This is a genomic window from Bradyrhizobium sp. Ken01, from assembly GCF_055807355.1.
In genome coordinates this window covers 155,816-182,390 of the sequence record NZ_JBVVPC010000011.1, presented here as the reverse complement: position 1 = coordinate 182,390, position 26,575 = coordinate 155,816, and the positions used below count along the sequence as shown (strand labels likewise).

The window sequence follows — 26,575 nt, the reverse complement described above, 5'->3', positions numbered from 1 at the left end:
GCGGCACGATCGACGGCCCCGGCACGATCGACGTCGCCGGCGCCAGCACGATCGATGGCGGCGCGACGCTGAGCACGAGCACGGTCACTGTCGGGAACGGCATCGCGCTGACGCTCGATGGCATGACGGTGTCGGGCTCGACGATCAGCGGCGGCGGCAGCGTGGTGCTGAAGGGCACCGTGCAACTGGCTGGCAACGCCAAGATCCAGGACGGCCCGATCACCAACACCGGCACGCTGGAGATTGCCGGCGCGGCGACATTGCTCAATGACGTCCTCACCAACACCGGCCACACCGTTCATGTCGACGGCGGCAAGACCCTGACGCTGTCCGGTACGGAGATCACAGGCGGCACGATCGACGGCCCCGGCACGATCGACGTCGCCGGCGCCAGCACGATCGATGGCGGCGCGACGCTGAGCACGGCCGCAGTTAGCGCTAATGCCAAGCTGACGCTGGACGGCATCACAGTGTCGGGCTCGACGATCACGGACAATGCCGGCATCGAGCTCGACAACAGCGTCAAGCTCAAGGACGGCGCCACGGTCCAGGGGGCCTCAGCTGCGTCCAAGGGTGCGATCACCAACAACGGCACGTTGGAGATCGCCGGCGCGGCGACGCTGCTCAACGACATCCTGACCAACACCAGCCATACCGTCACGATCGATGATGGACAGACGCTGACGCTGGCCGGCACGGAGATATCAGGCGGCACCATCAACAATTTCAACGGTGCGTCCGGCGGCACGCTCAACGTCGCCGGCGACAGCAAGATCGATGGCAACGCGGCGCTGAACAAGGGCGCCATCACGGTCGAAAACGGCATCACGCTGACGCTCGACGACGCCACGGTGACCGGCAGCGCGATCGCCAACGGCGGCATTGTCAAGGTCGATGCAACCAAGAAGCTAACGCTGGCGGGTGCGACCCTGACCGGCGGCACGCTCACCGTCGTCGGTACGCTTGCTTCCTCCGGCGCCACGACCATCACCGACGCCAATATCTCGAACGGCAATCTGCTCGAGTCGACCCTCGGCGGCCTGCTGGCGCTGGTGGCGACGACTCCCGCTACCACCATCACGAACAGCGGCATGATCCGGGCCAGCAACGCCGAGCTCGACATCAGCGGAGAGGCCGTCACCAACACGGGCACGCTTGCAGCCATCAATAGCGGCACGCTGAAGCTGACCTCGAACACGGTGGTCAACGATGGCGGCATCGTCTCGGTCGAGTCCGGCTCGACACTCGATCTCCAGGGCGCCACCATCGACGGCGGTACGGTGACGATTGCCGGTACGCTCGAATCGACCGGCACGAGCGCGATCAACAACGCCGACATCACCAACACCGGCACGATCACTGTTACCAGCGGCACGCTGACGATCGATCCCGCCACGCTCCACGTCATCACCAATCACAATCTGATTCAGGCGAACGGCGGCGTGCTCGACGTCTCCGGCGAGGATATCTCCAACACCGCGGCTCTTGAGGCGGTCAACCACGGCACGCTGAAGCTGGCAAATCTCACCGTCAGCAACACCAGTGCCGGGTCGATCACGGTCGACGGCACCTCGAAGCTCTATCTGACCGACGTCTCGATCAACGGCGGCAGCCTGAGCAATGCCGGCAATCTCTACGGCGTATCCGGCTCCAACACCGTTTCGGCGATGGTCACGAACACCGGCACCATCGAGGTGCAGGCCGGCACGCTCAACCTCGCCGGCGGCCTCAGCGGTGTCGGCTCGGTCATCATCGATAACGGCGCGACGCTTGAGCTCGCGGGGGCGACGGCGCAGACCATTGCCTTTGCCGGCGGCGCCGATACGCTCCAGCTCGACAAGGTGGCGGGCCAGAGCTTCACCGGTACCATTGCCGGTCAGTCGACGAAAGCCGGCACGTTCACGATCAAGGGCGCGGCCGATATCACGACATCGAGCGGCGATGCGCTCGACTTCACCGCATCGGGCGGCACATCTGCAGCGCCCGCCAACATCGTTCTCACGCCCACCGGTGCGCTGACGGGCGCGGCCAATGGCGTCGCGGTCACCCAGAACGGTACCGGCGATATCTCGTTCACGGCGACCGGCGACATCAAGGGCCTCGCCGGCCACGGCATCTGGCTGCGCGACAGCGCGACCGGCGCTGGCGATATCACCGTCAACAATCTCACCGGCAAGGCGACCGGCACCGGCGCGAATTCGGTCGGCGTTCTTGTCGAGAATTTGAACAGCGCCGGCGCCGGCGGCATCTCGATCACCCAGCTCGGCGGCGCTATTGGCGGCGCATACGGCATCGACGCGACCACGCAGGGCGACGGCGACATTGCCATTGACGCCGGCGGTACCATCACCGGCAGCTCCGTCTACGGTATCCGTGCGCGCAGCTATGGCAGTGGCAGCGAGACCGTCACGACCGAGGCCGGCAGCGTCGTCACGTCGGGCAGCTCGGCCATCATCGCGGTCAATCGAGCAGATTCGATCGACGTGTCGGACGGCAGCACCATCACCGTCACGACCTTTGGCACGATCAATTCCGGCAGCAGCCTGAACCAGAGCGGCAACACGCCGGCGGGTATCCAGGCCGGCTACACCGGTGCCACGACCGGATCGAGCGCCAATACCAACGTCAACGGCACCGTCACCATCAGCAATCACGCCAACATCAACGCCGCGGCGGGCTATGGCATCGACGCCTACAATTACGGCAATGGCGACGTCAGGGTGACCAGCTTCGCCGGGACCACGATTTCGGTCTCCGGGACCCAAAGCGTCGGTATCAACGCCTCGGCATTGAGCGGCGGCACTGGCGACGTGACGGTCACGCTTGGCGCAAATGTTACGATCTCGGGTGCGACGAGCTACGGCATCAGGGCTTACAGCATCGATGCGGGCGACGTCAGCGTTACCATGGCGAATGGCGACAGCATCACGTCTGGCAGCACCGGCATCGTGGCGGTCAACTACGCCACTGCGATCGCTGACGGCGTCGGAAGCACGATCTCGGTCGAGGCCCATGGCACGATCCACTCCGGCTCGACCTCGAACAACGACGGAACCACTCCCGGCGGGATCATCGCCGGCTACAAGCCCGGCGGGACCGGCACTTTCTCGAATGCGGTCAAGGGCGACGTCACAGTTACGAGCGATGCAACGATTATCGCCGATGCGGGCTACGGCATCGAGGCGTTCACCTGGGGTGCCGGCAACATCACGGTCACGACCGGCGCGACATCCTCGATTGCCGCCGCGGGAACCGCAATCGGCGCCTTCGATCACGGAGGCGGCGACGTCAACGTCACCATCAATGGCTCCGCTACCGGCGAGGTCGGCGTGCATGCCATCGCTAACGGCAGCGGCGACGTCACCATCGTCAATCACGGTGCTATCACCAGCACGAGCCTAGCCGCCATCCGCGTGACGCAGAACGAAGTCGGTGCGACCGGCTCGACCCATATCACCAATACCGGATCGATCGTGGCCCCGAGCGCCCATGCGGCGATCTTCATCCAGGAGAACGCGAGCGGCATCGCGCAGATCGACAATTCCGCCACCGGAACGATCGGACCAGCCGTCGCCTCGACCGTGACCGCTGCGACCTATGCCATCGTCGAGACCGGCGGCGCTATCACGATCAACAATGCCGGCCACATCAACGGCAATATCTCGGTTGCTACCGCGACGTTCAACAACGAGTCCGGCGGCACCTGGACGGTCGCCGGCTCGGGCGTCTTCGGCAACGCGTCGTCCATCGTCAACCACGGTGCCATCGACCTGCATGGCGCGTCGATCTCCGGGACCGGGCTGAGCGTCGAGAATTGCGCGACCATCGACAGCTGGGGCACGGCGTCGATCACGGGTACCATCGCCAATGCCGGCAGCATCGAGGTCCATGACGGGGCGCTGACGCTGTTCGGCTCGGTGTCGGGCTCGGGCTCGGTCACCGTCGACGTCGGCGCGTTGCTGAAGCTCGACGGTACGGTCACCGCCACGCAAACGATCACGCTCGACGGCGACGGCGCCCATCTTCAGATCGATGCGTCGACCTTCGGCGGATCGATCGCGGCGTTGTCCGCGCATGATACGATCGATCTGTCGAGCATTGTTTATGATGACGGCACGTCGGCGACCTATAACGCCGCGACCAGCGAACTCATCGTGAGCGACGCTCACAATCATACGATTACGCTGAAACTCGCGGCCGGCGTCGACTATAGCAATTATCATTTCGCCGGCAGCGACGACGGCCATGGCGGCACGCTGATCACGATCAATCCGAATGACGACAAGCCGGCGTTCGATACGGCAACGGCAACGCTGACCGCGACTGTCCCCGAACGCGAGAACACCACCGGCTCTTCGGCACTCGACCCGACGCCCACGGCCGCGACCGGCTCGATCGATTTCAAGGACGTCGATCTCACCGATCGGCCGACGGCGGAGATCACAGGTCAATCCGTGACCTGGCTCGATACCGACGGCACGACTCCGTTGACGCTGACGAGCCAGGAAGCCGCGCTCGAACACGCCCTGACCCTTCTGCCGCAGATCGGCAAGAACAACGGCACGGTCTCCTGGAGCTATTCGATCGCCGACGGAGCGCTGGACTTCCTCGGCGAGAACCAGAGCGCCAAGGTAGTCTCTACCGTCACCCTTGATGACCATCACGGCAAGACCGATACAGCCGAGGTCACGGTCACGATCATGGGCAAGAACGATGCGCCCGCGATCACGGCGGAAACGGACGACCATTCCGGCGCGGATCTGCTCGAGACGAATACGGAATTGGTGAAGCATGGTACGCTGACGGTTTCGGATGCCGATGCCACCGATCACGTGACGGTCGCGGTCGATCATCTCGATATCTATTTTGACGGTGTGCCCCAGACCGACTACGTCGGCGAGCCCTCGAGCGCGACGCTGCTCAACTATCTGGCCGTGCAGCCCGGGGACATTCTCGATGGCACCGCCACCCACGCCACGTTTACGTGGGACTTCAATTCAGGCAGCGAGACCTTCGACTTCCTTGCCGCCGGCCACACGCTGTCGCTACAATACACGATCGTGCCGGACGACGGCCATACGCCGACCGGAACCGGTAACAGCGTCATCGTCATCAACATCGCCGGCAGCAACGATGCACCGACTCTGGGTGACGCGACGCTGGCGTCGGTCAGTGGAGATAACACCGACCCAGGTGGCACCAAGGTCAGCGCTCTCTTCGACGGCAAGTTCGACGACGCCGACGACAGCGCGAGCTTCCAGGCCATCGCGGTTAGCGCGGATAGTGCCACCTCGGATCAGGGCGTCTGGCAGTACGAGCTCGTCGGCACCGATCAATGGGTTGATGTCGGGGCGGTCAGCAACACGAGTGCGCTGGTGCTGAGCCTGGATACGCTGATCCGCTTCGTGCCGGCCGACGGCTTCACCGGGACGCCGGATGCGTTGGGCGTGCATGCCCTCGACGACACCTATATCGGTGCAATCACCGATTCCTCGTCGCCCGCGACGATCGATCTCACGGCGACGGGCACCGGCGGCACGACGCCTGTCTCGCACGACCTCACCACTATCGATACGAAAGTGACGGCGCCTCCCGACAATGGCCCGGTCATCAACACCGATCACTTCCAGGTCTCGCACAGCAACGAGCTCAACACCGACACCATCACCGGTCTTTTGGTCGTCGACACCGATTCCGGTGCTGCGACGGACGACTTCAAGATGACGGCCGTAACCGGGCATGCCCCGGACAGCAGTGTCGATCCGGGGGCGGCTTGCGGCAACCTCGACGATATCAACTCGGCCCTCGCAGATGGGGTCACCTACATTCCAGGAGCCACCCCGCCCGCGACCGACCAGATCACACTGACGGTGACGGACAAGACCACGGGCCTGTTCGACACCGTCCACTTCATCTTCAACGAGGCCGGCGACACCAGCGAGGGGATCAGCCTGCAAGGCGCCGGCGGCAAGGACGTCATTTTCGCCACCGATACCAACGACACGCTGACCGGCGGCGGTGGCAAGGATCAGTTCGTGTTCGCGCCGGCTGCGATCGGGTATGACCATAACGGGCATCCCGTCACCGATTTCTCGCACACCATCAACGACTTCACGATCGATCTGGACAAGATCGACCTGCGGCAGTTCTCGGATGTCGGCTCCATGGACGATCTTTCCTTCACGCCGCAGTCCGGCGACACGCTGGTGTCCTGGAGCCACGAAATCGGTCAGCATGAGGGAGAGCCTGTCCTGGAGCAGGAGTCGATCCTGCTGAAGAGCGTGACCGCAAATCTCAAGGCCAGCGATTTTATCTTCCACGTCAATTGACGGCCCGGTACGCAGCTGGCTCATCGGCGACCGCCACGGGTCTTGACCGCAGCAAAAAATCCATACTCCTCCGCATCCAGGGAATGGCCAACCGCGCACGGACGCTCCATTATCGCCGCGCACGGCGCGGTGCGGGTTTGCAGGAAGTCCTACTGAAATGAAACGTCTCAAGATCCTGCGGCGGTGGTTTGCGCGGAAGTTGGGGTTTGCGCGGCTGATGTGCCTTGCGCTGCTCGTCGTATTTGCCGGCGCTCGCCTCTGGGATCCGCCGCCGATCCAGGAACTGCGGTTGCGCACCTTCGACATGTTTCAGTTGATCGATCCGCGCCACAAGGCGGCGCGGCCGGTCACGATCGTCGACATCGACGACAAGAGCCTCGCCAAGCTCGGCCAATGGCCCTGGCCGCGGACGCGGATCGCCGACCTGATCCAGAACCTCACCAGTCACGGCGCGGTCGCAATCGGTTTCGACGTGGTGTTCTCGGAGGCTGATCGGCTCAATCCGGATCTGGTCGCGAGCCAGATGCGGTACCTGGACGACGCCACCCGCGCCAGGCTGCGCGAGCTGCCGAGCAACGACCAGATCCTCTCCGAAGCGATCAAGCGCTCGCGCGTGATCCTGGGCGAGACCGGGCAGCGGGCGATTTCGTCCGAGGTCGACAAGTCGCTGCCCTTCACCGGCGTCGCGACGGTCGGCGAGGAGGGCGCTGAACGCTTCCTGTTCGAATTTCCCGGGCTGTTGCGCAACGTGCCCGAGATCGAGAAGGTCGCGGCCGGCCGCGGCCTGTTCTCGATCAAGACCGAGCGCGACGGCCTGATCCGACGCGTGCCGATGATCATGCGCGCCCAGGGCATGGTCATGCCCTCGCTCAGCCTCGAGATTTTGCGCGTCGTCACGGGCACGCCGACGCTGCTGGTTCGGACCGACAAGACCGGCGTGCGGGCCGTGCGTCTCAAGGGCGTGGAGATCCCAACCGACAGGAACGGTCAGCTCTGGGTGCATTATGCGCGCCAGGATCCCTCGATCTACGTCTCGGCTGCCGACGTGCTCGACAATACCGTGCCGCCGAACAAGATCGCCGGCAAGCTGGTGCTGATCGGCACCTCCGCGGTTGGGCTCAACGACATCAAAACCACGCCGGTGTCCTCGAACATGCCCGGCGTCGAGATCCACGCCCAGGTGCTGGAGAGCGTGCTGAGCGGCGCGGTGATATCCCAGCCGAACTATGCGCTCGGCGTCGAGCTGCTCGCCGCGCTCGTCATCGGCTTGCTCGTCATCATCTTCACGCCGAACCTCGGACCGGTCCGCCTCGTGCTCGCCGGCGCGACCTTCGCCGCGATCCTGATCGGAGTGTCCTGGTTCTTCTATGCGCAGCACCGCTATCTGATCGACTTCACTTATCCGCTGCTCTCGACCACCGCGATCTATCTGACGCTGATCTTCGCGAGCTTCGTGCGCGAGCAGCGGCAGCGCGTGCAGATCCGAGGCATGTTCGCGCAATACATGTCGCCGGTGCTGGTCGAGCAACTCGCGCAGTCACCGGAAAAGCTCGTCCTCGGCGGCGAGGAGCGCGAAATGACGATCATGTTCTCCGACGTGCGCGGCTTCACCACCATATCGGAAACCTACAAGCACGATCCGCAGGGGCTGATCGCGCTGATGAACCGCTTCCTGACCCCGCTGACCGACGTGATCATCGATCAAAAGGGCTATATCGACAAATATATGGGCGACGCCATCATGGCGTTCTGGAACGCGCCGCTCGACGATGCCGAGCACGAGGTCAACGCCTGCGAGGCGGCGATCCAGATGTTGGAGAAGATCGACGCGGTTAACAAGGACCGCGAGCAGGAAGCCATCGATGGCGGCCACGTCTACATCCCGCTCAATGTCGGTATCGGTCTCAACACCGGCATCGGCGTGGTCGGCAACATGGGCTCCGACCTGAAGAAGAACTATTCCGTGCTCGGCGACAGCGTCAACCTGGCGTCGCGCCTCGAAGGCCAGTCGAAGGAGTACGGCTTTCCCATTATCGTCGGCTCGAGGACCGCGCTCGCGGCCAAGGACAAGTTCGCGATTCTCGAGCTCGACTTCATCATGGTCAAGGGCAAGACCGAGCCGGAAGTGATCTACGCGATCGCCGGCCGCGCGGACGTGATGCATTCGGGCGCCTTCCAGCGCCTGCGCAACGTCACCATCGAAATGCTCGGCTGCTATCGCAGCCGCGACTGGCAGGGTGCGCTGGACGCGATCGGACGCGGCCGCAGGAGCGATGATGCCGACACGCTGGAAAAGCTGTTCAATCTCTATGAAGTACGCATCAAGGAATTCCAGGTCAACCCGCCGCCGGAGGGCTGGACCGGGGCCTATGCGCTGCTGACGAAGTAGGGGGCGCTCGCGGGCAGCCAAGCCCTCAGTGTCGTCCCGGCCTCCATGCTGCCCCCCAACAAGAGATGTCGTCCTGGCGAAGGCCAGGACCCATTACCCCAGAGAGCAGTTGCGGCGCTGCGCTGCTATCCACCAGTCTTCGCCGAACGAAATTCGGTGGTTATGGGTCCTGGCTTTCGCCAGGACGACTGTGGAGTTTGCGGAAGCTGAGTGCCGGCCCCAGCCCTCACTCTGCCCCGATCGTCGTCAGGTCCTGGAACCAGTGCTGCGCCTGCACGAACTGCTTGACCTTGGGCGACAGCGCGTGCGGGTTGGTGTCGTGCACCACCCATACCAGCGTGGCGTCGTCGACGATCAGCGCGTGCGCCTGCGCCAGCAGCTCGTCCTGATTGGTGCTGTCGAAGGTCTGCTTGGCCTCGTCGATCAGCGCGTCGACCTTCGGATTTTTATAGCCGCCCCAGTTGACGCCGACCGGCGCGATCTGGCTCGAATGGAAGAAGCGGACGATGGCGTAGAGCGGGTCGGAGGTGACGTAGGCGATGTTGTTGGCGGTAATGCCTGCGTTCATCTCGTCGGCCGCGCCCTTGCGCCAGTGGGTATAGAGTGTCTCGAGCTCGACGACCTTGAAATCGATGTCGATGCCGATCTCCTTGAAGCTCTGCTGCAAGAATTCGTTCATCGGCAGCGACAGCATCTGGCCGGTGCCGCCCTGTGCGATGATGAAGGTGGCCTTCAACGGCTTCGCCTTGGAGTAGCCGGCTTCCTCGACCAGCTTCTTGGCGGCGGCGACATCGTATTTCAGCTCGAAGCTCGGCTTGCCGAACCATGGGCTCGACGGATCGACCTGTCCCTTTGCGGGTTTCGCAAGGCCATTCATCAGACCCACCACGGCTTCACGATCGATCGCGAGGTTCAGCGCCTTGCGCAGGCGGATGTCGGTCCAGGGCGAACCCGGCAGCACGCTCAGATGATAATTCCAGACATGCGGCGTGACGTTGTCGACGAGCTTCATGCCGGCGGCCTTCAGCTGCGGCACGGCATCCGGCGCCGGCGTCTCGATCAAATCGACTTGCCCAGCGAGCAGCGCATTGGTCCGCGTCAGCGCTTCCGGCATCGGCACCAGCACGAGCTTGTCGACCTTGGGAATGCGCTTCTTGTTCCAATAATCCGGATTCTTGGTCAGCTCGGCGAGCTCGCGCGGCACCAGTTTGGTCAATTTGAACGGGCCCGTCCCCGAAGGCTGGCTCGCGAACTTGTCCCAGTCCTTGCCGAGCTTCTCGTATTGCGTCGGGCTCGACACCAGGAACCACAGCATCTGATAGGGAAAGAAGGAATCGACCGTCTTGGTGGTGATCTCCACCGTGGAGTCGTCGATCTTGGCGTAGCTCGCGACCGAGGGCAGGCGGGTCTTGACCTGGGCGCTCTGGCGCTTGTCGAATTGCGGCGCCTTGTCGTTGAGCACCTTGTCCAGATTCCAGATCACGGCATCGGCGTTGAACTCGCTGCCGTCGTGAAACTTCACGCCCTTGCGCAAGGTGAAGCGCCATTTGGTCTTGTTCTCGGCATCGACTTTCCACTCGGTGGCCAGTCCCGGCACCAGCTTTCCCGGCCGGTCGGCGACGTCCATTTCCCAGGCCACGAGCGGATCGTAGATGGTGTAGGCCGTGAACTGGTAGGCGCCGGCGCCGCGATCGGGCTGGCCGGTGGTCAGCGGGATGTCCGCCATCGAGATGCCGTAGCGCAGCACCGTCTCGGCGCCCGCGGGAATTGCGGACAACGCCAGCACAAGCACGGCGAAACACGTCGATAGTCGGATACGCATGGGCCAAAACTCCAGGGAAGGCTTCAAGGACAATCGGAGCCAAACCTGCAATCTTGATGCCAGAATAGGCAGCAAGGTGCTTTCACCCAGGCGTCATCACAAGGACTTGTCGTCGCAGGGGCAATTTGCAGAATAAGTTTCCCCATTGGCATAGGCATTGCATACGATTGCATCAAAATTAGTCATCGAAGCCGGAAAAGGATTGAGTCAATGCTTATCAACAAGAACAAGACCCGCGCGGCGCTGATCGCGTTGCTGGCGCTCAGTAGCGCGGCTGCGTGGCCGCGCGCGGCCAGTGCCGAAACCGTGCTGCGCATCGCCATGACTGCTGCCGATATTCCGCGCACGCTGGGCCAGCCCGATCAGGGCTTTGAGGGCAACCGCTTCACCGGCCTCACCATGTATGACGCGCTCACCGGCTGGGACCTGTCCTCGGCCGACAAGGCGAGCGTGGTGATCCCCGGCCTTGCCACCGAGTGGAAGGTCGACGATGCCGACAAGACCAAATGGACTTTCAAGCTGCGGCCGGGCGTCACCTTCCATGACGGCTCGCCGTTCAATGCAGACGCCGTGGTGTGGAATGTCGAGAAGGTGCTGAAGCAGGACGCGCCGCAATTCGACGCCAGTCAGGTCGGCGTCACGGCCTCGCGCATGCCGACGCTGGCGTCCGCGAAGAAAATCGACGACATGACGGTCGAGCTCACCACCAAGGAGCCCGACAGCTTCCTGCCGATCAACCTCACCAATCTCTTCATGGCGAGCCCGGCGAAGTGGCAGCATTTCTACGAGAAGGCGGAAGGCGCTGACGCCAAGGCCAAGTCGCAGGCCGCATGGACCGCGTTTGCCAAGGACGCCGCGGGCACCGGCCCGTGGAAGATGGCCGCGTTCACCCCGCGCGAGCGGCTCGAGCTGGTCAAGAATGCGAGCTACTGGAACAAGGACCGCGTGCCCAAGGTCGACAAGATGGTGCTTCTGCCGATGCCGGAAGCGAACGCGCGCACCGCGGCGCTGCTTTCCGGGCAGGTCGATTGGGTCGAGGCGCCGGCGCCGGACGCTTTGCCCGAATTGAAGCAGCGCGGCTTCAAGCTCTACGCCAACGAGCAGCCGCATGTCTGGCCATGGCAGTTCTCGCGCGTCGAGGGCTCGCCCTGGAACGACATCCGCGTCCGTAAGGCCGCGAACCTCTGCGTCGATCGCGAAGGCCTCAAGGACGGCCTGCTCGCCGGCCTGATGGTGCCGGCGACCGGCACCTTCGAGCCTGGCCATCCCTGGCGCGGCAAGCCGACCTTCGAGATCAAGTACGACAAGGTGGCTGCGCAGAAGCTGATGCAGGAGGCTGGATTCGGCCCGAACAAGAAGCTGACGGTGAAGACCCAGACCTCTGCCTCCGGCTCGGGCCAGATGCAGCCGCTGCCGATGAACGAATATCTCCAGCAGGCGCTGGCCGAATGCTATTTCGACGTGCAGCTCGACGTCATCGAATGGAATACGCTGTTCACCAATTGGCGCCGCGGTGCCAAGGATCCCAGCGCCAACGGCTCGAACGCGACCAACGTCACCTACGCGGCGATGGATCCGTTCTTCGCGCTTGTGCGCTTCCTGCAATCGGGCATGGCGCCGCCGGTCTCGAACAATTGGGGTTTCATCAACAATCCCAAATTCGACGAGCTGGTGAAGAAGGCGCGGCAGACCTTCGATCCCGCCGCGCGTGACGCCGCGCTCGCCGAACTGCACGCGGCCTCCGTCGACGACGCAGCCTTCCTCTACGTCGCCCACGACGTCGGCCCCCGCGCCATCAGCCCGAAGGTGACGGGCGTCGTGCAGCCGAAGAGCTGGTTCATCGACTTCTCGCTGGTGTCGATGCAATAGTTCTCTCAGCTTGCTCAGTGCACCCTCTCCCCTTGCGGGAGAGGGTGGCTTCGCGGATAGCGAAGCCGGGTGAGGGGTCTCTCTCCGCGGATGCGGACCTCTCGGCCGATGCAGTATCATTCGCGGAAACAACCCCTCATCCGGCGCTTCGCGCCACCTTCTCCCGCAAGGGGAGAAGGGAAGAAAAGAAACAACGTGCTCGCCTATATCGCCAGACGCATCGTCTACGTCGTCCCGATCGTCATCAGCGTCGCGCTGGTGTGTTTTCTACTCGTGCACATCACGCCGGGCGATCCGCTCGTCGCCGTGCTGCCGGCCGACGCCTCGCAGGAGCTCGCCGCGCAGCTCCGTACCGCCTACGGTTTCGACCGCCCGCTGCCGGTGCAGTTCGGGCTTTGGCTGCTCCGCGCGCTTCATGGCGACCTCGGCAATTCCATCGCCACGGGCCGCCCGGTGCTCGCCGAAGTCATGCGTGCGGTCAGCAACACCGTCACGCTGGCGATCGCGGCGGCGATCATCGGCTTCACGATGGGGGTCTTGCTCGGACTGGTCGCCGGCTATTTCCGCGAGACCTGGATCGACAAGCTGGCGACGTCCTTTGCCATCGCCGGCGTTTCGGTGCCGCATTATTGGCTCGGCATGGTGCTCGTCATCATCTTCTCGGTCCAGTTGAACTGGCTGCCCGCCGTCGGCGCCGGACCCGGAGGCTCGGCCGCCTGGGCCTGGGACTGGGCGCATTTGCAGTATCTCGTGCTGCCGGCGATCACGACCTCGGTGATCCCGATGGGCATCGTCACCCGCACGGTGCGGGCGCTGACCGGCGACATTCTCAGCCAGGACTTCGTCGAGGCGCTGCGTGCAAAAGGCCTGCATGAGCGCGGCGTGTTCCGCCACGTCATCAAGAACGCCGCGCCCACCGCGCTCGCCGTGATGGGACTTCAGCTCGGTTACATGCTCGGCGGCTCGATCCTGATCGAGACCGTGTTCTCCTGGCCGGGCTCGGGCTTCCTGCTCAACTCGGCGATCTTCCAGCGCGACCTGCCGCTGCTCCAGGGCACGATCCTGATCCTGGCGCTGTTCTTCGTCTTCCTCAATCTGCTGGTCGATATCGCGCAAGCCGCGATCGACCCGCGCATCAAGCGGGGTTAGCGGGATGAGGTGCCACACATTCAGTGTCGTCCCGGCGAAGGCCGGGACCCATAACCCCGAAAGGTGGTTGTGGAACGAGACGGCAACGACGAGTCCTCGCCAAATGGCCGGTCGTGGTTATGGGTCCCGGCCCCTCCGTGCGCAATTGCGCACTAGGCCGGGACGACATCGGAAAGTGCGGCTATGACCGATCTTCCGCTCTCCGTCACCTCCGACGCCGCGCTTCAGTCCGCGCCCGCGACCAAGGCGCGCGGCTATTGGGCGACCGTGGGCCGTCGTGTCCGGCGCGACAAGGTCAGCATGGTCTGCGCGCTGGTGCTGCTGCTGATCTTCCTGTCCGCGATCGTTGCGCCGTGGCTCGGTCTGGAAGATCCGTACAAGGGCTCGATGATCCGGCGCCTTCGGCACATCGGCACATCAGGCTACCCGCTCGGCACCGACGAGCTCGGTCGCGACATGCTGGCGCGACTGATCTATGGCGGCCGGCTGTCGCTTCTCATCGGCATTTTGCCCGTGATCCTCGCCTTCTGCATCGGCACGTCGCTCGGCCTCGTTGCCGGCTATGTCGGCGGCAAGCTCAACACCGCGATCATGCGCACGATCGACGTGTTCTATGCCTTTCCGTCCGTGCTGCTGGCGATCGCGATCTCTGGCGCGCTGGGCGCGGGCATCCTCAATTCCATCGTGTCGTTGACGGTCGTGTTCGTGCCGCAGATCACCCGCGTCGCCGAAAGCGTCACGACGGGCGTGCGCAACATGGACTTCGTCGATGCCGCGCGCGCCTCCGGTGCCGGTCCATTCACCATCATGCGCGTGCATATCCTCGGCAATGTGCTCGGTTCGATCTTCGTCTATGCGACCAGCCTCATCTCGGTCTCGATGATCCTCGCGGCAGGCCTGTCCTTCCTGGGTCTCGGCACCAAACCGCCGGAGCCGGAATGGGGCCTGATGTTGAATACCTTGCGGACCGCGATCTATGTCAATCCCTGGGTCGCCGCGCTCCCCGGTGCGATGATCTTCGCGGTCTCGATCTGCTTCAACCTGCTCTCGGACGGCCTGCGCAGCGCCATGGACATCAGGAACTAGCCATGAGCGAAACCAACGCGTCCGTCACGATGCTGGAGCCGATCGAAGACCTCGGCGGCGTCGCCCAACCGCTGCTTCAGGTCAACGGCCTGACCAAGCATTTTCCGGTGCGAGGCGGCCTGTTCGCCGCAAAGCGCACCGTGCGTGCCGTCGACAATGTTTCCTTCTCTGTCGCCAAGGGCGAGACCGTCGGCATCGTCGGCGAGTCCGGTTGCGGCAAATCGACCACCGCGCGGCTGCTCATGCATCTGATGCCGCGCGACACCGGCGACATCATCTATGACGGCATGAGCGTCGGCCAGTCGCTCTCCCTGCGCGAGCTGCGCCGCGGCATGCAGATGGTGTTCCAGGACTCCTACGCCTCGCTCAATCCGCGCCTGACAATTGAGGAATCGATCGCCTTCGGCCCAAAGGTGCACGGTATGGCCGACGGCGCTGCGCGCGTGCTGGCGCGCGAGTTGCTGGGGAAGGTGGGCCTGGTTCCCGCAAACTTCGCCAACCGCTACCCCCATGAGATATCCGGTGGCCAGCGCCAGCGCGTCAACATCGCGCGGGCGCTGGCGCTGTCGCCGCGTCTGGTGATTCTGGACGAAGCCGTGTCCGCGCTCGACAAATCCGTCGAGGCGCAGGTGCTCAATCTGCTTGCCGATCTTAAGAGCGAGTTCGGCCTGACCTATCTCTTCATCAGCCACGATCTCAACGTCGTCCGCTACATCAGCGATCGTGTGCTGGTGATGTATCTCGGCGAGGTGGTCGAGCTCGGCCCGGTCGACCAGGTCTGGGACAGGCCTGCACATCCCTATACGCGCGCACTTCTTGCCGCGATGCCGTCCTCGGATCCGGACCGTCGCACCGAGACGCCGCCGATCACGGGCGATCCGCCCAATCCGATCGATCCACCCTCGGGCTGCCGCTTCCATACCCGTTGCCCGTTTGCGGAGCCGCTCTGCGCAAATGCGACACCAAAACTCACCGCGCTCGATAGAATGGGCCACGAGGCCGCGTGCTACATGGCGATCCCGGGTTCAGGCCATAGCCGCGCGCCGAAGGAGGAAACCGCATGACGAGACCGACGACAAAAGAGATCAAGGCGACGGCACAGGTCGCAGGTGTTCCCGTCGACGACGAGATTGCGACGCGCATCTCCAATTCCATCGGACCGGCCTTCGAGGGCTTTGCGGCCATTGCCGGCACGTTGCCGTTCGATCTAGAGCCCGCGCTCTATCCGATCGCGCAGACTGCCAAGGTCTCGAAATGAGCACCGAGCCTGCATTGATGACGCTCACCGAGGTCGCGCGCGCGATCGCGATGAAGCAGGTGTCCTCGCATGAGGTGACGCGCGCGCTGCTGCATCGCATCGCGCAATGGCAGCCGCATCTCAACGCTTTCATGTCGATCGAGGCAGAGGCGGCGCTGAAGGCCGCCGATGCCGCCGACGCCGAACTCGCCAAGGGCGAAGTCCGCGGTCCGTTGCACGGCGTGCCGCTCGCGCACAAGGATATGTACTACGACGCAGGGCACATCGCGACCTGCGGCTCGCTGATCCGCCGCGATTTCGTTCCGACCGTCACCTCGACTGCCTTGCAGCGGCTGAAGGACGCCGGCCAGGTTCGGCTCGGCACGTTGCATCTGGCCGAATTCGCCTATGGCCCGACTGGCCACAACGCCCATTACGGTCCGGTGCGCAATCCCTGGAACGTGGCGCACATTACCGGCGGCTCGTCGTCCGGCTCCGGCTCGGCGGTCGCGGGGCGATTGACCTATGCCGCGCTTGGCTCCGACACCGGCGGCTCGATCCGCATGCCCGCGCATTTCTGCGGCGTCACGGGATTGAAGACCACGGTCGGCCGCGTCAGCCGCGCCGGCGCGATGCCGCTGTCGCAGTCGCTCGACACGGTCGGCCCGCTCGCCCGCACCGCCGAGGATTGCGCGCTGCTGCTGGCGCTGATGGCCGGCCCCGATCCCGAGGATTCGACCGCGAGCCGTGAGCCGCTGTCTGACTATGTCGGCGCGACCAAGGGCTCGCTGAAGGGCCTCAAGGTCGGCGTCCCCTCGTCCTTCTATGTCGACGATCTCGACGGCGAGGTTGCGCGCGTGCTGGACGAGACCATCGCGCTGCTCAAGCGTGAGGGCGCCGACATCGTCACGGTCGAGCTGCCCGATCAGCGGCAATTGTCCTCGGCAAGCCAACTCGTGCTTGCAGCCGAAGCCGCCGCCTTCCACAAGCGCTGGATGATCGAGCGGCCGCAGGATTATGGTCCGCAGGTGTTGATGCGGCTTCAGAACGGGCTCGCCGTCCCCGCCATCACCTATCTTGAGGCAATGCGCTGGCGCGGGCCGGCACTTGCCGCGCACAATGCAGCCACGGCTGGCGTCGACGCGATCATCGCACCGGCTTCGCCCGTGCCGGCGCCGACGATCGAGGAGAGCGACGTTAGCGGCGGGCCGAATGCGCCGGCGCTGTTGCAGCGGCTGACGCTGTTCACCCGTCCGGTGAATTACCTCGGCCTGCCGTCGCTCACGGTGCCCTCGGGCTTCACCAAAAGCGGTCTTCCGATCGGCATGCAGCTGATCGGCCGCTCGTTCGATGAAGCGACGCTGCTCACCATCGGCGCCGCGTTCCAGCGCGCCACCGACTACCACGCTCGGCTGCCGAAACTACCGTCATGACAAAGCTCGTCGAGATCTCAGGCCTCAATATCCGCTTCACCGGTGAGCGCACGGTCTATGCCGTGAACGATCTCAGCCTCTCGCTCGGCGACGGCGAGGTGCTAGGCCTGCTCGGAGAGTCCGGCTCAGGCAAGAGCGTGACCTTGCGTGCACTGATGCGGCTGTTGCCGAAGAAGCGCACGCAGATCACGGGCAAGGTCAACGTAATGGGCCGCGACGTGCTCGCCATGAACGACGAGCAGCTGTCGTCGTTTCGCGGCCAGACCGTGTCGATGATCTTTCAGGAGCCGGCGCTCGCGCTCGACCCGGTCTACACCATCGGCGCGCAGATCGCCGAAAGCGTGGTGCGTCACGAGGGCAAGTCTTATGCGGAGGGCAGGGCGCGCGCACTCGAAATGCTCGATGTCGTGCGCATTCCTTCCGCAAAACGCCGGCTCGATGCCTATCCGCACGAGATGTCCGGCGGCATGCGTCAGCGCGCCATGATCGCGCTGGCGCTCGCCTGTCGTCCCAAGATATTGCTCGCGGATGAGCCGACCACCGCGCTCGATGCCACCGTGCAGATCCAGATCCTGCTGCTGTTGCGTGAATTGCAGCGCGAGTTCGGCATGTCCGTTATCTTCGTCACCCATGACATCGGGGTCGCCATCGAGATCTGCGACCGGGTCGCGGTGATGTATGCCGGCCAGATCGTGGAGCAGGGCACGCTTCGCGACATCGTCCGGTCGCCGGTGCATCCCTACGCCAAGGGTCTGCTCGCCTCGACCGTCCACGGGGCCAAGCGGGGACAGCGGCTCGAGACCATCCCCGGCACCCCGCCGTCGCTCGGCGAGAAGCCGCACAACTGCTCCTTTGCGCCCCGCTGCGCCGTAGCCCAGCCGCGCTGTCTGGAGCAGCTGCCTGGGAGCGTGGAGGTCGGGCCGGGCCGGGCGGCACGGTGCGTGCTGGCGGAGCCGGTCACCGCGCTGTCGTGATTTTGGACTCCAAGCGGCGAGCGGGGAACAGCATTCAGACCTCGTTCATCCCGGTTCCGCTTCCATGGAACCGTTCACGGAGAGGGACCTCACTTATGTACATTTCCAATGAAGGCCTGCTTGTCATCCTGTTCGTCGGCCTGGTGGCTGGTTGGTTGGCCGGCAAGGTGGTGCGCGGAACCGGGTTCGGCATCATCGGCGACATCGTGGTCGGCATCGCCGGCGCGCTGGTGGCAAGCTTCCTGTTTCCGAAGCTTGGCATTCACATCGGCACCGGACTGATCTCGGAGATCATCTATTCCGCGATCGGCGCGGTCATCCTGCTGCTGGTGGTGCGGCTGGTCCGCGGCGGCGGCCGGTTCTAATGGCGCCCGAGTTCAATTGATCGAACTTTTGACCTCTCCCCGCCCGGGGAGAGGTGACATGTCTGCAAGAAAAAGCCGCAAGATCGTGGGATTCCGGACTTGCGTGCAAGGCCGGTCGCGGGTGATGTGGGCTATAGGGGTCCCGGGTGTTCGACTGCGTTGGGCGATGAGCGCAAACGCGATGTTAATCCGGGTCAATTACTCCTGAATTTGCCTTTGAAATCAGGGGCTTTGGCCCCTACCCGAAAGAGATCAGACTGATGGCAGCCGTTCCCGGCGTCCGCCGCTCAGAGCTCGGTGATGCGCTGCGCGCCTGTCGCACGGCGTTTGTCGGCGTCGGCTTGATGAGCTGCATGATCAACCTGCTCTATCTGACCGGGTCGATCTTCATGCTGGAGGTCTACGACCGGGTGCTGCCGAGCCGCAGCATTCCGACCCTGGTCGGCCTGATCGTCCTCGCCAGTTTCCTCTATATGGCGCAGGGCGTGCTGGACATGATCCGCAATCGGATCCTGGGCCGGGTCGGCACCGCGCTGGACGAAGCCCTGAACAAGCGGGTGTTCGACACCATCGTGCGCCTGCCACTGCTGGTCGGCAGCCGCAACGAGGGGCTTCAGCCGCTGCGCGATCTCGACAATGTCCGCTCCTTTCTTGGCGGCATGGGCCCGAGCGCGTTCTTCGACCTGCCCTGGCTGCCGCTCTATCTCGCCATCTGCTTCGCCTTCCACGTCATGATTGGCGTCACCGCGCTGGTCGGCGCCGTCATCCTGGTCGGGCTGACGCTGGTCACCGAGTTCATGTCCCGCCAGCCGGCGAAAGAGGCGATGGGGCTTGCCGCCCAGCGCAACGATCTCGCCCAGGCCAGCCGCCGCAATGCCGAAGTCATGGTGTCGATGGGCATGGCCGGCCGGATGAACGCGCGCTGGAGCGAGGCCAACGAAAAATATCTCGACGGCAACCAGCGTGCGAGCGACGTCGCCGGCGGTCTCGGCGCGGTCGCAAAAGTTCTGCGCATGATGTTGCAATCGGCCGTGCTCGCGGTCGGCGCCTATCTGGTCATCCACCAGGAAGCGACCGCCGGCATCATCATCGCCGGCTCGATCCTCTCAGCCCGTGCGCTTGCGCCGGTCGACCTCGCGATCGCGCACTGGAAATCCTTTGTCGCGGCACGCCAGAGCTGGCACCGCCTGACCCGCCTTCTGGAGCAGATGCCGGCGCAGACGATGCCGACTCAGTTACAGGCGCCCACCAGCCGTCTCTCGGTCGAAGGCATCGCCATGGTGCCGCCGGGCGACCAGCGTCTCATCGTGCAGGACATCACCTTTGCGCTCGAAGCCGGCAACGGCCTCGGCGTGATCGGACCGAGCGGCTCCGGCAAGTCGTCGCTGATCCGCGCGCTGGTCGGCGTCTGGCAACCGGTCCGCGGAAAGGTGCGGCTCGACGGTGCGGCGCTCGACCAGTGGTCGTCGGACGTGCTTGGCCGCCATATCGGCTATCTGCCGCAGGACGTCGAATTATTCGGCGGCACGATCGCGCAGAACATCAGCCGCTTCGATCCCGAGGCCACCTCTGACGGCATCATCGCTGCCGCCAAGGAAGCCGGCGTGCACGAGATGATCATCAAGATGCGCGAGGGCTACAACACCCAGGTCGGAGAGCAGGGCACGGCGCTCTCCGCGGGCCAGGCACAGCGCGTGGCGCTGGCGCGCGCGCTCTATGGCAACCCGTTCCTGATCGTGCTCGACGAGCCCAATTCCAATCTCGATACCGAAGGCGACGAAGCGCTGACCCGCGCCATCCGCGCGGCGCGCGAGCGCGGCGCCATCGTCATCGTGGTGGCGCACCGTCCGATCGGCGTGGAAGCGGTCGACCAGATCCTGGTGCTGCGCGACGGCCGCATGCAGGCCTTCGGGCCGAAGGAGCAGGTGCTCGCCCAGGTGCTTCAGCCGCGCGTGACGCCGCCGGCGCCGATCAAGATCGTCAGCGAAGGCGGAGCCAAGGCATGAGCACGATGGCGCTCGGCGGCGCAAAGCCTGCCGCGAAGCGGACCGTACGGCAGTCGATCCGGTTCCACCTGATGCTCGGGCTTGGGATCGTGCTGGTCCTCCTGGTCGGCCTCGGCGGCTGGGCTTCGACGGTGCAGATTTCCGGCGCGCTGATCGCGCCGGGTCAGATCGTGGTCGAATCCAACGTCAAGAAGGTTCAGCATCCGACCGGCGGCGTCGTCGGCGAGGTGCGTGCTCGCGACGGCGACGTGGTCAAGGCTGGCGACATCGTGGTGCGGCTCGACGACACCGTCACCAAGGCTAACCTCGCCATCGTCACCAAAAATCTCGACGCCGCGCAGGCGCGTGCGGCGCGGCTCCAGGCCGAGCAGCGCGGGATCGACAGGATCGACTACCCGCAAGCGCTGCTCGATCGCGGCAACGATCCCGACGTCAAGGCGCTGCTCTCGGCCGAAACCAAGCTGTTCGACGTCCGCGTCAACGGGCGCGCCGGCCAGAAGGCGCAGCTGCGCGAGCGCATCCAGCAGCTCAACGAGGAGATCGAGGGCCTCTCCGCGCAGGAGCGGGCCAAGGACAGGGAAATCTCGCTGGTGCAGCAGGAGCTGATCGGTGTCCGCGATCTCTATGACAAACACCTGGTGCAGATCTCCCGTCTGACCACGCTCGAACGCGATAGTGCCCGCCTCAACGGCGAGCGCGCGCAATACATCGCCTCGCGCGCGCAGGCCAAGGGCAAGATCACCGAGACCGAGCTCCAGATCATCCAGGTCGACAAGGATATGGTCAGCGAGGTCTCCAAGGATCTGCGCGAGACCAACGACAAGATCGGCGAAATGATCGAGCGCAAGGTCGCCGCCGAGGACCAGCTTCGCCGCGTCGACATCCGCGCGCCGCAGGACGGCATGGTGCTGCAATCGACGGTGCATACCGTTGGTGGTGTCATCACCGCCGGCGACGCCCTCATGCTGATCGTGCCGCAGGCCGACGATCTCCAGGTCGAAGCCAAGGTCAATCCGGTCGATATCGACAAGCTGCAGATCGGTCAGAAGACTCTGCTGCGCCTGTCCGCCTTCAACCAGCGCACTACGCCCGAGCTCAACGGCGTCGTCAGCCGCGTCTCGCCCGACGTCACCACCGATCAGCGCACCGGCCAGAGCTACTACACCATCCGCGTCTCGCTGTCCGCAGAGGAGGTCGCCAAGCTCGGTGATTCCAGGCTGATCCCCGGCATGCCCGCGGAAGCCTTCGTCCAGACCGGCGACCGCACCATGCTGTCCTATCTGATGAAGCCGCTGCACGACCAGTTCATGCGGGCGTTCAGGGAGAAGTGACGCGCGGAAGCGCATCCTCGCCTCCTTTCGTCATTGCGAGCGTATTGAAGCAATCCAGGTTGCCTCCGCGGCGGGATTTCTGGATTGCTTCGCTACGCTCGCAGTGACGGGCGGCTTCTTTTTTGCTTTAGTTTTCTTGCTATAGTTCGATTCAGCCCCAGCAACCCGGCGTCGAACAATGCAATCCATCCAATCCCCACCCTCCGTCGCGACCGAGTCCTTTTCCGAGGCTGGCCTCGCCGTCGCCCGCCTCGAAGAGATCTACGAGCGCAACACGAAGTTCCTGCGTGACCGGTTCGAAGCTTACGTCAACGGCGAGGCAATCACGACGCGGGTGCGGGCCTTCTATCCCTTCGTCCGTGTCACCACCGCGACGCATGCGCGGCTGGATTCGCGTCTCGCCTACGGCTTCGTCGCGCGGCCCGGGGTGCACGAGACCAGCGTCACGCGTCCCGATCTGTTCCGGACCTATCTCACCGAGCAGATCGGGCTGTTGATCCAGAACCACGGCGTCCCGGTCGAAATCGGCGAGTCCAGCGAACCGATCCCCGTTCACTTCGCCTACCGCCGCGACATCAACATCGAAGCCGCCATCACCACCAGCGAGAATTCGTCGGTGACGCGGTCGCTGCGCGATGCGTTCGACGTGCCGGATCTGGCCACCATGGACGATGCCATCGCCGATGGCACTTTCGAGCTTCAGCCCGGCGCGCCCGAGCCGCTGTCCCTGTTTCGGGCAGCCCGCGTCGATTACTCGCTGCGCCGGCTCTACCATTACACGGGCACGGACCCCGAATATTTCCAGAACTTCGTGATCTTCACCAACTACCAGTTCTACGTCGACGCCTTCGCGCAGCTCTGCCAGCAGCGGCTTCAGGCTGGCGAGGCCGGCCTCGACGCTTTCGTTGCTCCAGGCAACGTGATCACGCGCAGCGGCGGCGCGACGACAGGCGTTGCGCCCGCGCGGGCGCCGCAGATGCCGGCCTTTCATCTGGTCGCGCCCGGCTATCGCGGCATCACCCTGATCAACATCGGCACCGGTCCGTCGAACGCGCGCAACGTCACCGACCATGTCGCCGTGCTGCGGCCCCATGCCTGGCTGATGCTCGGCCATTGCGCGGGCCTGCGCAACACGCAGCGGCTCGGCGACTACGTGCTCGCGCATGGCTATGTGCGCGAGGACCATGTGCTCGATCGTGAGTTGCCGCTGTGGGTGCCGATCCCGGCGCTCGCGGAGATGCAGGTGGCGCTCGAGGAGGCCGTCGAGGACGTCACCGGGCTCGAAGGTTTCGAGCTCAAGCGCCTGATGCGTACCGGCACCGTCGCGAGCGTCGACAACCGCAATTGGGAGATCAGCGGGCCCGATGTCATTCGCCGCTTGTCGCAGTCGCGCGCGGTTGCGCTCGACATGGAATCGGCCGCGATTGCCGCCAACGGTTACCGCTTTCGCGTGCCCTACGGCACGCTGCTGTGCGTCTCCGACAAGCCGCTGCACGGCGAGATCAAGCTCGCGGGCATGGCCAGCGAATTCTACCGCCGCCGCGTCGGCCAGCATCTCGAGATCGGTTTGAAGGCGCTGGAACGGCTCAAGCAGCAGGAATCCGAGCGACTGCATTCGCGAAAGCTCCGCAGTTTCGCCGAAGTTGCGTTTCAGTAGGCGATGGATTGCCTTTGCTGCTGACAAGCAGCGGGATTTTCGGCATTTTCGGCGCGGGGGGCGACCGGGACGACTTGATGCCACTCATGCGCGACAGGATCATTGGCCATGATCTCGAACGGCTCGCCTTTCGCTTCACCATGCTGAACGACGGCGAGGTCGTGCAGTGCCAGATCAGCGACGCCGCGATGGACGAGCTTGCGGGCATGCAGGGCACCGAAAGCAGCGCCCGGCAGGCCCAGTTCCTGTCGCTGCGCGAGACCATCGAGCGGCTTGCGTCAGACCTCTACGACGAGGCGCCGCGGGTCAGGGGTCATGTGGTGCGGATCTTTACGCGACATTTACAGCCGTAGTTCCGCTCCGGCCTCCGCAATCATGCTCCGGGGCAGTTCATCGGTTGGTCAAGATCTAGGGTGCGTACTTAGAAAATCTGGTGCTAAGAGTAGGCGCGCGTGATGTCCGCTTGTCCTCCAACAGCGGCGCGAAAGCGGACGTTGTCGGACTTCCAAGAAGGACCGCTTGCGGACATGCGACTCGTGCAATTGGCTTTGTATAGACGCGACGAAGCCGGAGAAAAGGCGCTTCCACGTAAACGAAACTGATGATCCCGATCGGAATCATCAGGGTGAAGCAAGCGAATGACCACGCCAATGCGACGTAGAAATTCGAAATGTCCATGACGTGGCGTTGAACGAACTCCGCTAGTTCGACCACGAAGAACGTATGCAGCAGGTAGATCGAATAGCTATATTCGCCAATCTTCGAGAACGCCCATGAAAGGCCAGCGTTCCTCAGCCTGAAACTGGTGTCATAGTAGGCGACAAGCGACGAGTAAGCGACGGCTTCGGCGGTCGGGAGGATTATCCACAGCGGATTGCGCTCTGTTCCGTAGTAGCCACCGGCAATGTCGAACATCCAGAACCCCACAGTGAACGCTGTGAGTATTCCAATGGCGGAAAGGTGTCTTCCGGTGAAAATGTGTCGATAGCTGAACGCGGTGATGCCCAAAGCGAACTGATCTATGCGGCCAATGATCGTGTAGTACGCGAAATATTCTACTTCGCCGACCAATAGGAAGATGATGGAGCGTAGGGCAATTGCTGCTCCCACGAAGATGAGTGGTGTCCACTTATGGCGCCTGCTCGCGTAGATCAGAAAGGGCAGCGCGATATAGAAATGCATTTCGATGGTGATGGACCACGCGCCATTCGGCCAAGCTGGGACCACGAATCCCTTCGCTAGATCTGCGAGGTATCCACCAAGCCTCCCGCCCTCCGCATGCCTGATGATCCCGATCAGGATGAGGACGAGGACCAGGAGCGGGGCGAGCCGGATCAAACGGTTCCAGAAAAATGCACGGTAGTTTATCGTTTTGCCGTCAAGCAACTTCGCGAACAGATATCCGCTGAGCGTCATGAAAAGCGCCACTCCGGTGTGACCTTCGTCAAACAGGGCCAGCGGAAACACAGCCGGGGCGCCCTCGAAGGTCTCAGGATAAGCACCAGCGGCATGCGTGAAGTGCCAAGCGAAAACCATGAGCACCGCGACTGCCCGAACGTGGTCAAGCCCGATAAAGTGCAAACCTGCTGATGACTTCAATTTTATCCTTCAAGTCTCGAAAGACTTAGACCGTGCGAGGGCCAAATCGCGCCTAGAGATAGATGAGCAAAGCAACCACTGGTTAAAACTCGGTTGCTCACGGAGAAGGAGTTGTTCAGTTTTCAGCAATCGGGCGGCTATGCGATTGCACGCGACGCCTCCTCCTATGGGTAATCCACGATCGAAACGCCGAAAGAACCGCCGTCTCAAATCGTTCGAGCTGGCCTTTCAGCCGAAGAGCGTGTTTCTCGAGGAGGTGCCAGGAGGCGACAGCGACGCCAAAGGCAATCGGCAGGCTGATCAGGACGTTCAGATACCAGTACTGAAGCGACGGGCCCAGCGCTGCAACGCACTGCTGTATGACGAATCCATAGAGGTACATCCCGTAGGAATAGTCGCCGGACGACACGATCCAGATTCGCCGCGGGTTCGTGAGGCCCAGATAACACGCGATATAGGCGGCCGGCACGGCAAAAATCGCGTCGCTGCGTCCGCCGGCCATGCCGATCATGCAAAGTACAAGCGCGAACAGGCCCGTCGCCCGGTTGAACGGTACCTTGTCGCGCCAGAGGTAGAAGCCGACGCCTAGGAGGAAGCAGAACACCAGAATGTGCGGGCGAAGGTGAATGAACAGTTCGTCTGAATGGTAGATATCGTACCAGACGAGGCCGATCTGGGCGAACACCAGGAACCCAAGGTATAGTGCCCTGTTGAAGCAAATCGTGGTCGCGGCAAGAAGCGCCAGGATAGCGTAACACCACAGCTCATACGGCACCGTCCAGAGCTGAGCATTCACCAGATCAGGCACCGGATTGTAAAGAAATACACCCGGGAGTTCGAAGTGGCGTCGCCGAGCATGTTGAGAAAATAGACATGGAATCTCGGGTCCGCGAAGTACTCGGTCAAAGGCATCGCGGTGAAGATCGGGCCGATGATGATGGCTGAAAGCGTCGTCTCAACCACGAGAGCGGGCGCGATGCGAAGCACGCGCAGGCCGATAAACGAAATCAGGCTCTTGCACCTCAACAAGCTGCCCGTCACCAAGAACCCGCTCAGGGCGAAGAAGAGCGCAAGAATCGTTGCGTTCACCATGCGAAAATGGCCTGCTACCTCCATTGCCCGATCGAGGCCAAGTGTGACGTTCGCGCTGTGCAGGCAGATGATCGCGGCCGCCAGCGCAATCCGCATGTAATCGAAACCTGCAGGCCGATTGCGCGAAAGAGCCAGCTGATCAGCAAGACTGAACATGGTTGTGGTCTTAGCGGGAGGCCACAAAGCCGCACGCCGAAGCGGCGATCAACCAGCAGCACTTCTCGATCCGCCGACGCG

At 63.6% G+C, this 26,575-nt stretch carries 18 protein-coding genes; 14 read left to right on the top strand and 4 right to left on the bottom strand.

Annotated features, from left to right (window positions below; genetic code table 11):
• Nucleotides 1-122: 122 nt before the first annotated feature.
• Together AC0L3S_RS14125 and AC0L3S_RS14120 are read left to right on the top strand one after the other, a co-directional pair.
• Complete coding sequence (locus tag AC0L3S_RS14125; RefSeq protein WP_473279471.1) at nucleotides 123-6,329, top strand: beta strand repeat-containing protein; 6,207 nt, start codon at nucleotides 123-125, stop codon at nucleotides 6,327-6,329.
• 157 nt (nucleotides 6,330-6,486) lie between these two features.
• Complete coding sequence (locus AC0L3S_RS14120) at nucleotides 6,487-8,718, top strand: CHASE2 domain-containing protein (protein ID WP_473279470.1); 2,232 nt, start codon at nucleotides 6,487-6,489, stop codon at nucleotides 8,716-8,718.
• A gap of 226 nt (nucleotides 8,719-8,944) precedes the next feature.
• Here the strand turns inward: AC0L3S_RS14120 and AC0L3S_RS14115 are convergent, their stop codons facing one another.
• The gene (locus AC0L3S_RS14115; protein ID WP_473279469.1) at nucleotides 8,945-10,540 is read right to left on the bottom strand and encodes an ABC transporter substrate-binding protein; all 1,596 of its coding nucleotides are present in this window, start codon (nucleotides 10,538-10,540) and stop codon (nucleotides 8,945-8,947) included.
• Nucleotides 10,541-10,750: 210 nt separating this feature from the next.
• Between AC0L3S_RS14115 and AC0L3S_RS14110 the strand changes: the two genes are divergently transcribed.
• From AC0L3S_RS14110 to AC0L3S_RS14055, 12 genes are all read left to right on the top strand, one after another.
• Complete coding sequence (locus AC0L3S_RS14110; protein WP_473279467.1) at nucleotides 10,751-12,409, top strand: ABC transporter substrate-binding protein; 1,659 nt, start codon at nucleotides 10,751-10,753, stop codon at nucleotides 12,407-12,409.
• 195 nt (nucleotides 12,410-12,604) lie between these two features.
• On the top strand, nucleotides 12,605-13,558 hold the full coding sequence (locus tag AC0L3S_RS14105; protein ID WP_473279466.1) for an ABC transporter permease: 954 nt from the start codon (nucleotides 12,605-12,607) through the stop codon (nucleotides 13,556-13,558).
• A gap of 183 nt (nucleotides 13,559-13,741) precedes the next feature.
• On the top strand, nucleotides 13,742-14,644 hold the full coding sequence (locus AC0L3S_RS14100; RefSeq protein ID WP_473260951.1) for an ABC transporter permease: 903 nt from the start codon (nucleotides 13,742-13,744) through the stop codon (nucleotides 14,642-14,644).
• Between the two features lie 2 nt (nucleotides 14,645-14,646).
• A complete protein-coding gene (locus AC0L3S_RS14095; RefSeq protein ID WP_473279465.1) occupies nucleotides 14,647-15,708 on the top strand; it encodes an ABC transporter ATP-binding protein in 1,062 nt (353 codons plus the stop codon).
• Nucleotides 15,705-15,902, top strand: a complete 198-nt coding sequence (locus AC0L3S_RS14090) for a hypothetical protein (protein ID WP_247362904.1) — start codon at nucleotides 15,705-15,707, stop codon at nucleotides 15,900-15,902. Before AC0L3S_RS14095 ends, AC0L3S_RS14090 begins: the two co-directional genes overlap by 4 nt.
• The gene (locus AC0L3S_RS14085) at nucleotides 15,899-17,314 is read left to right on the top strand and encodes an amidase (RefSeq protein WP_473279464.1); all 1,416 of its coding nucleotides are present in this window, start codon (nucleotides 15,899-15,901) and stop codon (nucleotides 17,312-17,314) included. The genes AC0L3S_RS14090 and AC0L3S_RS14085 overlap by 4 nt, the downstream gene beginning before the upstream one ends.
• Nucleotides 17,311-18,288 carry an ABC transporter ATP-binding protein gene (locus tag AC0L3S_RS14080; protein WP_473260941.1) on the top strand — a complete coding sequence of 326 codons (978 nt, stop codon included), beginning with the start codon at nucleotides 17,311-17,313 and terminating at the stop codon, nucleotides 18,286-18,288. Before AC0L3S_RS14085 ends, AC0L3S_RS14080 begins: the two co-directional genes overlap by 4 nt.
• Nucleotides 18,289-18,383: 95 nt before the next feature.
• Nucleotides 18,384-18,653, top strand: coding sequence for a GlsB/YeaQ/YmgE family stress response membrane protein (locus AC0L3S_RS14075; RefSeq protein WP_007605178.1), 270 nt, complete (start codon nucleotides 18,384-18,386; stop codon nucleotides 18,651-18,653).
• Between the two features lie 260 nt (nucleotides 18,654-18,913).
• Nucleotides 18,914-20,659 carry a type I secretion system permease/ATPase gene (locus tag AC0L3S_RS14070; protein WP_473279463.1) on the top strand — a complete coding sequence of 582 codons (1,746 nt, stop codon included), beginning with the start codon at nucleotides 18,914-18,916 and terminating at the stop codon, nucleotides 20,657-20,659.
• On the top strand, nucleotides 20,656-21,990 hold the full coding sequence (locus tag AC0L3S_RS14065) for an HlyD family type I secretion periplasmic adaptor subunit (protein WP_007605181.1): 1,335 nt from the start codon (nucleotides 20,656-20,658) through the stop codon (nucleotides 21,988-21,990). The genes AC0L3S_RS14070 and AC0L3S_RS14065 overlap by 4 nt, the downstream gene beginning before the upstream one ends.
• A gap of 178 nt (nucleotides 21,991-22,168) precedes the next feature.
• Complete coding sequence (locus AC0L3S_RS14060) at nucleotides 22,169-23,647, top strand: AMP nucleosidase (protein WP_473260935.1); 1,479 nt, start codon at nucleotides 22,169-22,171, stop codon at nucleotides 23,645-23,647.
• Between the two features lie 77 nt (nucleotides 23,648-23,724).
• On the top strand, nucleotides 23,725-24,000 hold the full coding sequence (locus AC0L3S_RS14055; RefSeq protein ID WP_473279462.1) for a DUF1488 family protein: 276 nt from the start codon (nucleotides 23,725-23,727) through the stop codon (nucleotides 23,998-24,000).
• 55 nt (nucleotides 24,001-24,055) lie between these two features.
• Here AC0L3S_RS14055 and AC0L3S_RS14050 read toward each other — a convergent pair whose 3' ends face one another.
• From AC0L3S_RS14050 to AC0L3S_RS14040, 3 genes are all read right to left on the bottom strand, one after another.
• Nucleotides 24,056-25,246, bottom strand: coding sequence for an acyltransferase family protein (locus AC0L3S_RS14050; protein WP_473279461.1), 1,191 nt, complete (start codon nucleotides 25,244-25,246; stop codon nucleotides 24,056-24,058).
• A 115-nt stretch (nucleotides 25,247-25,361) separates the two neighbouring features.
• On the bottom strand, nucleotides 25,362-26,054 hold the full coding sequence (locus AC0L3S_RS14045) for an acyltransferase family protein (RefSeq protein ID WP_473279460.1): 693 nt from the start codon (nucleotides 26,052-26,054) through the stop codon (nucleotides 25,362-25,364).
• Entirely contained in the window at nucleotides 26,039-26,494 is a 456-nt protein-coding gene (locus AC0L3S_RS14040) for a hypothetical protein (RefSeq protein ID WP_473279459.1), read from the bottom strand. Before AC0L3S_RS14040 ends, AC0L3S_RS14045 begins: the two co-directional genes overlap by 16 nt.
• Nucleotides 26,495-26,575: the final 81 nt, after the last annotated feature.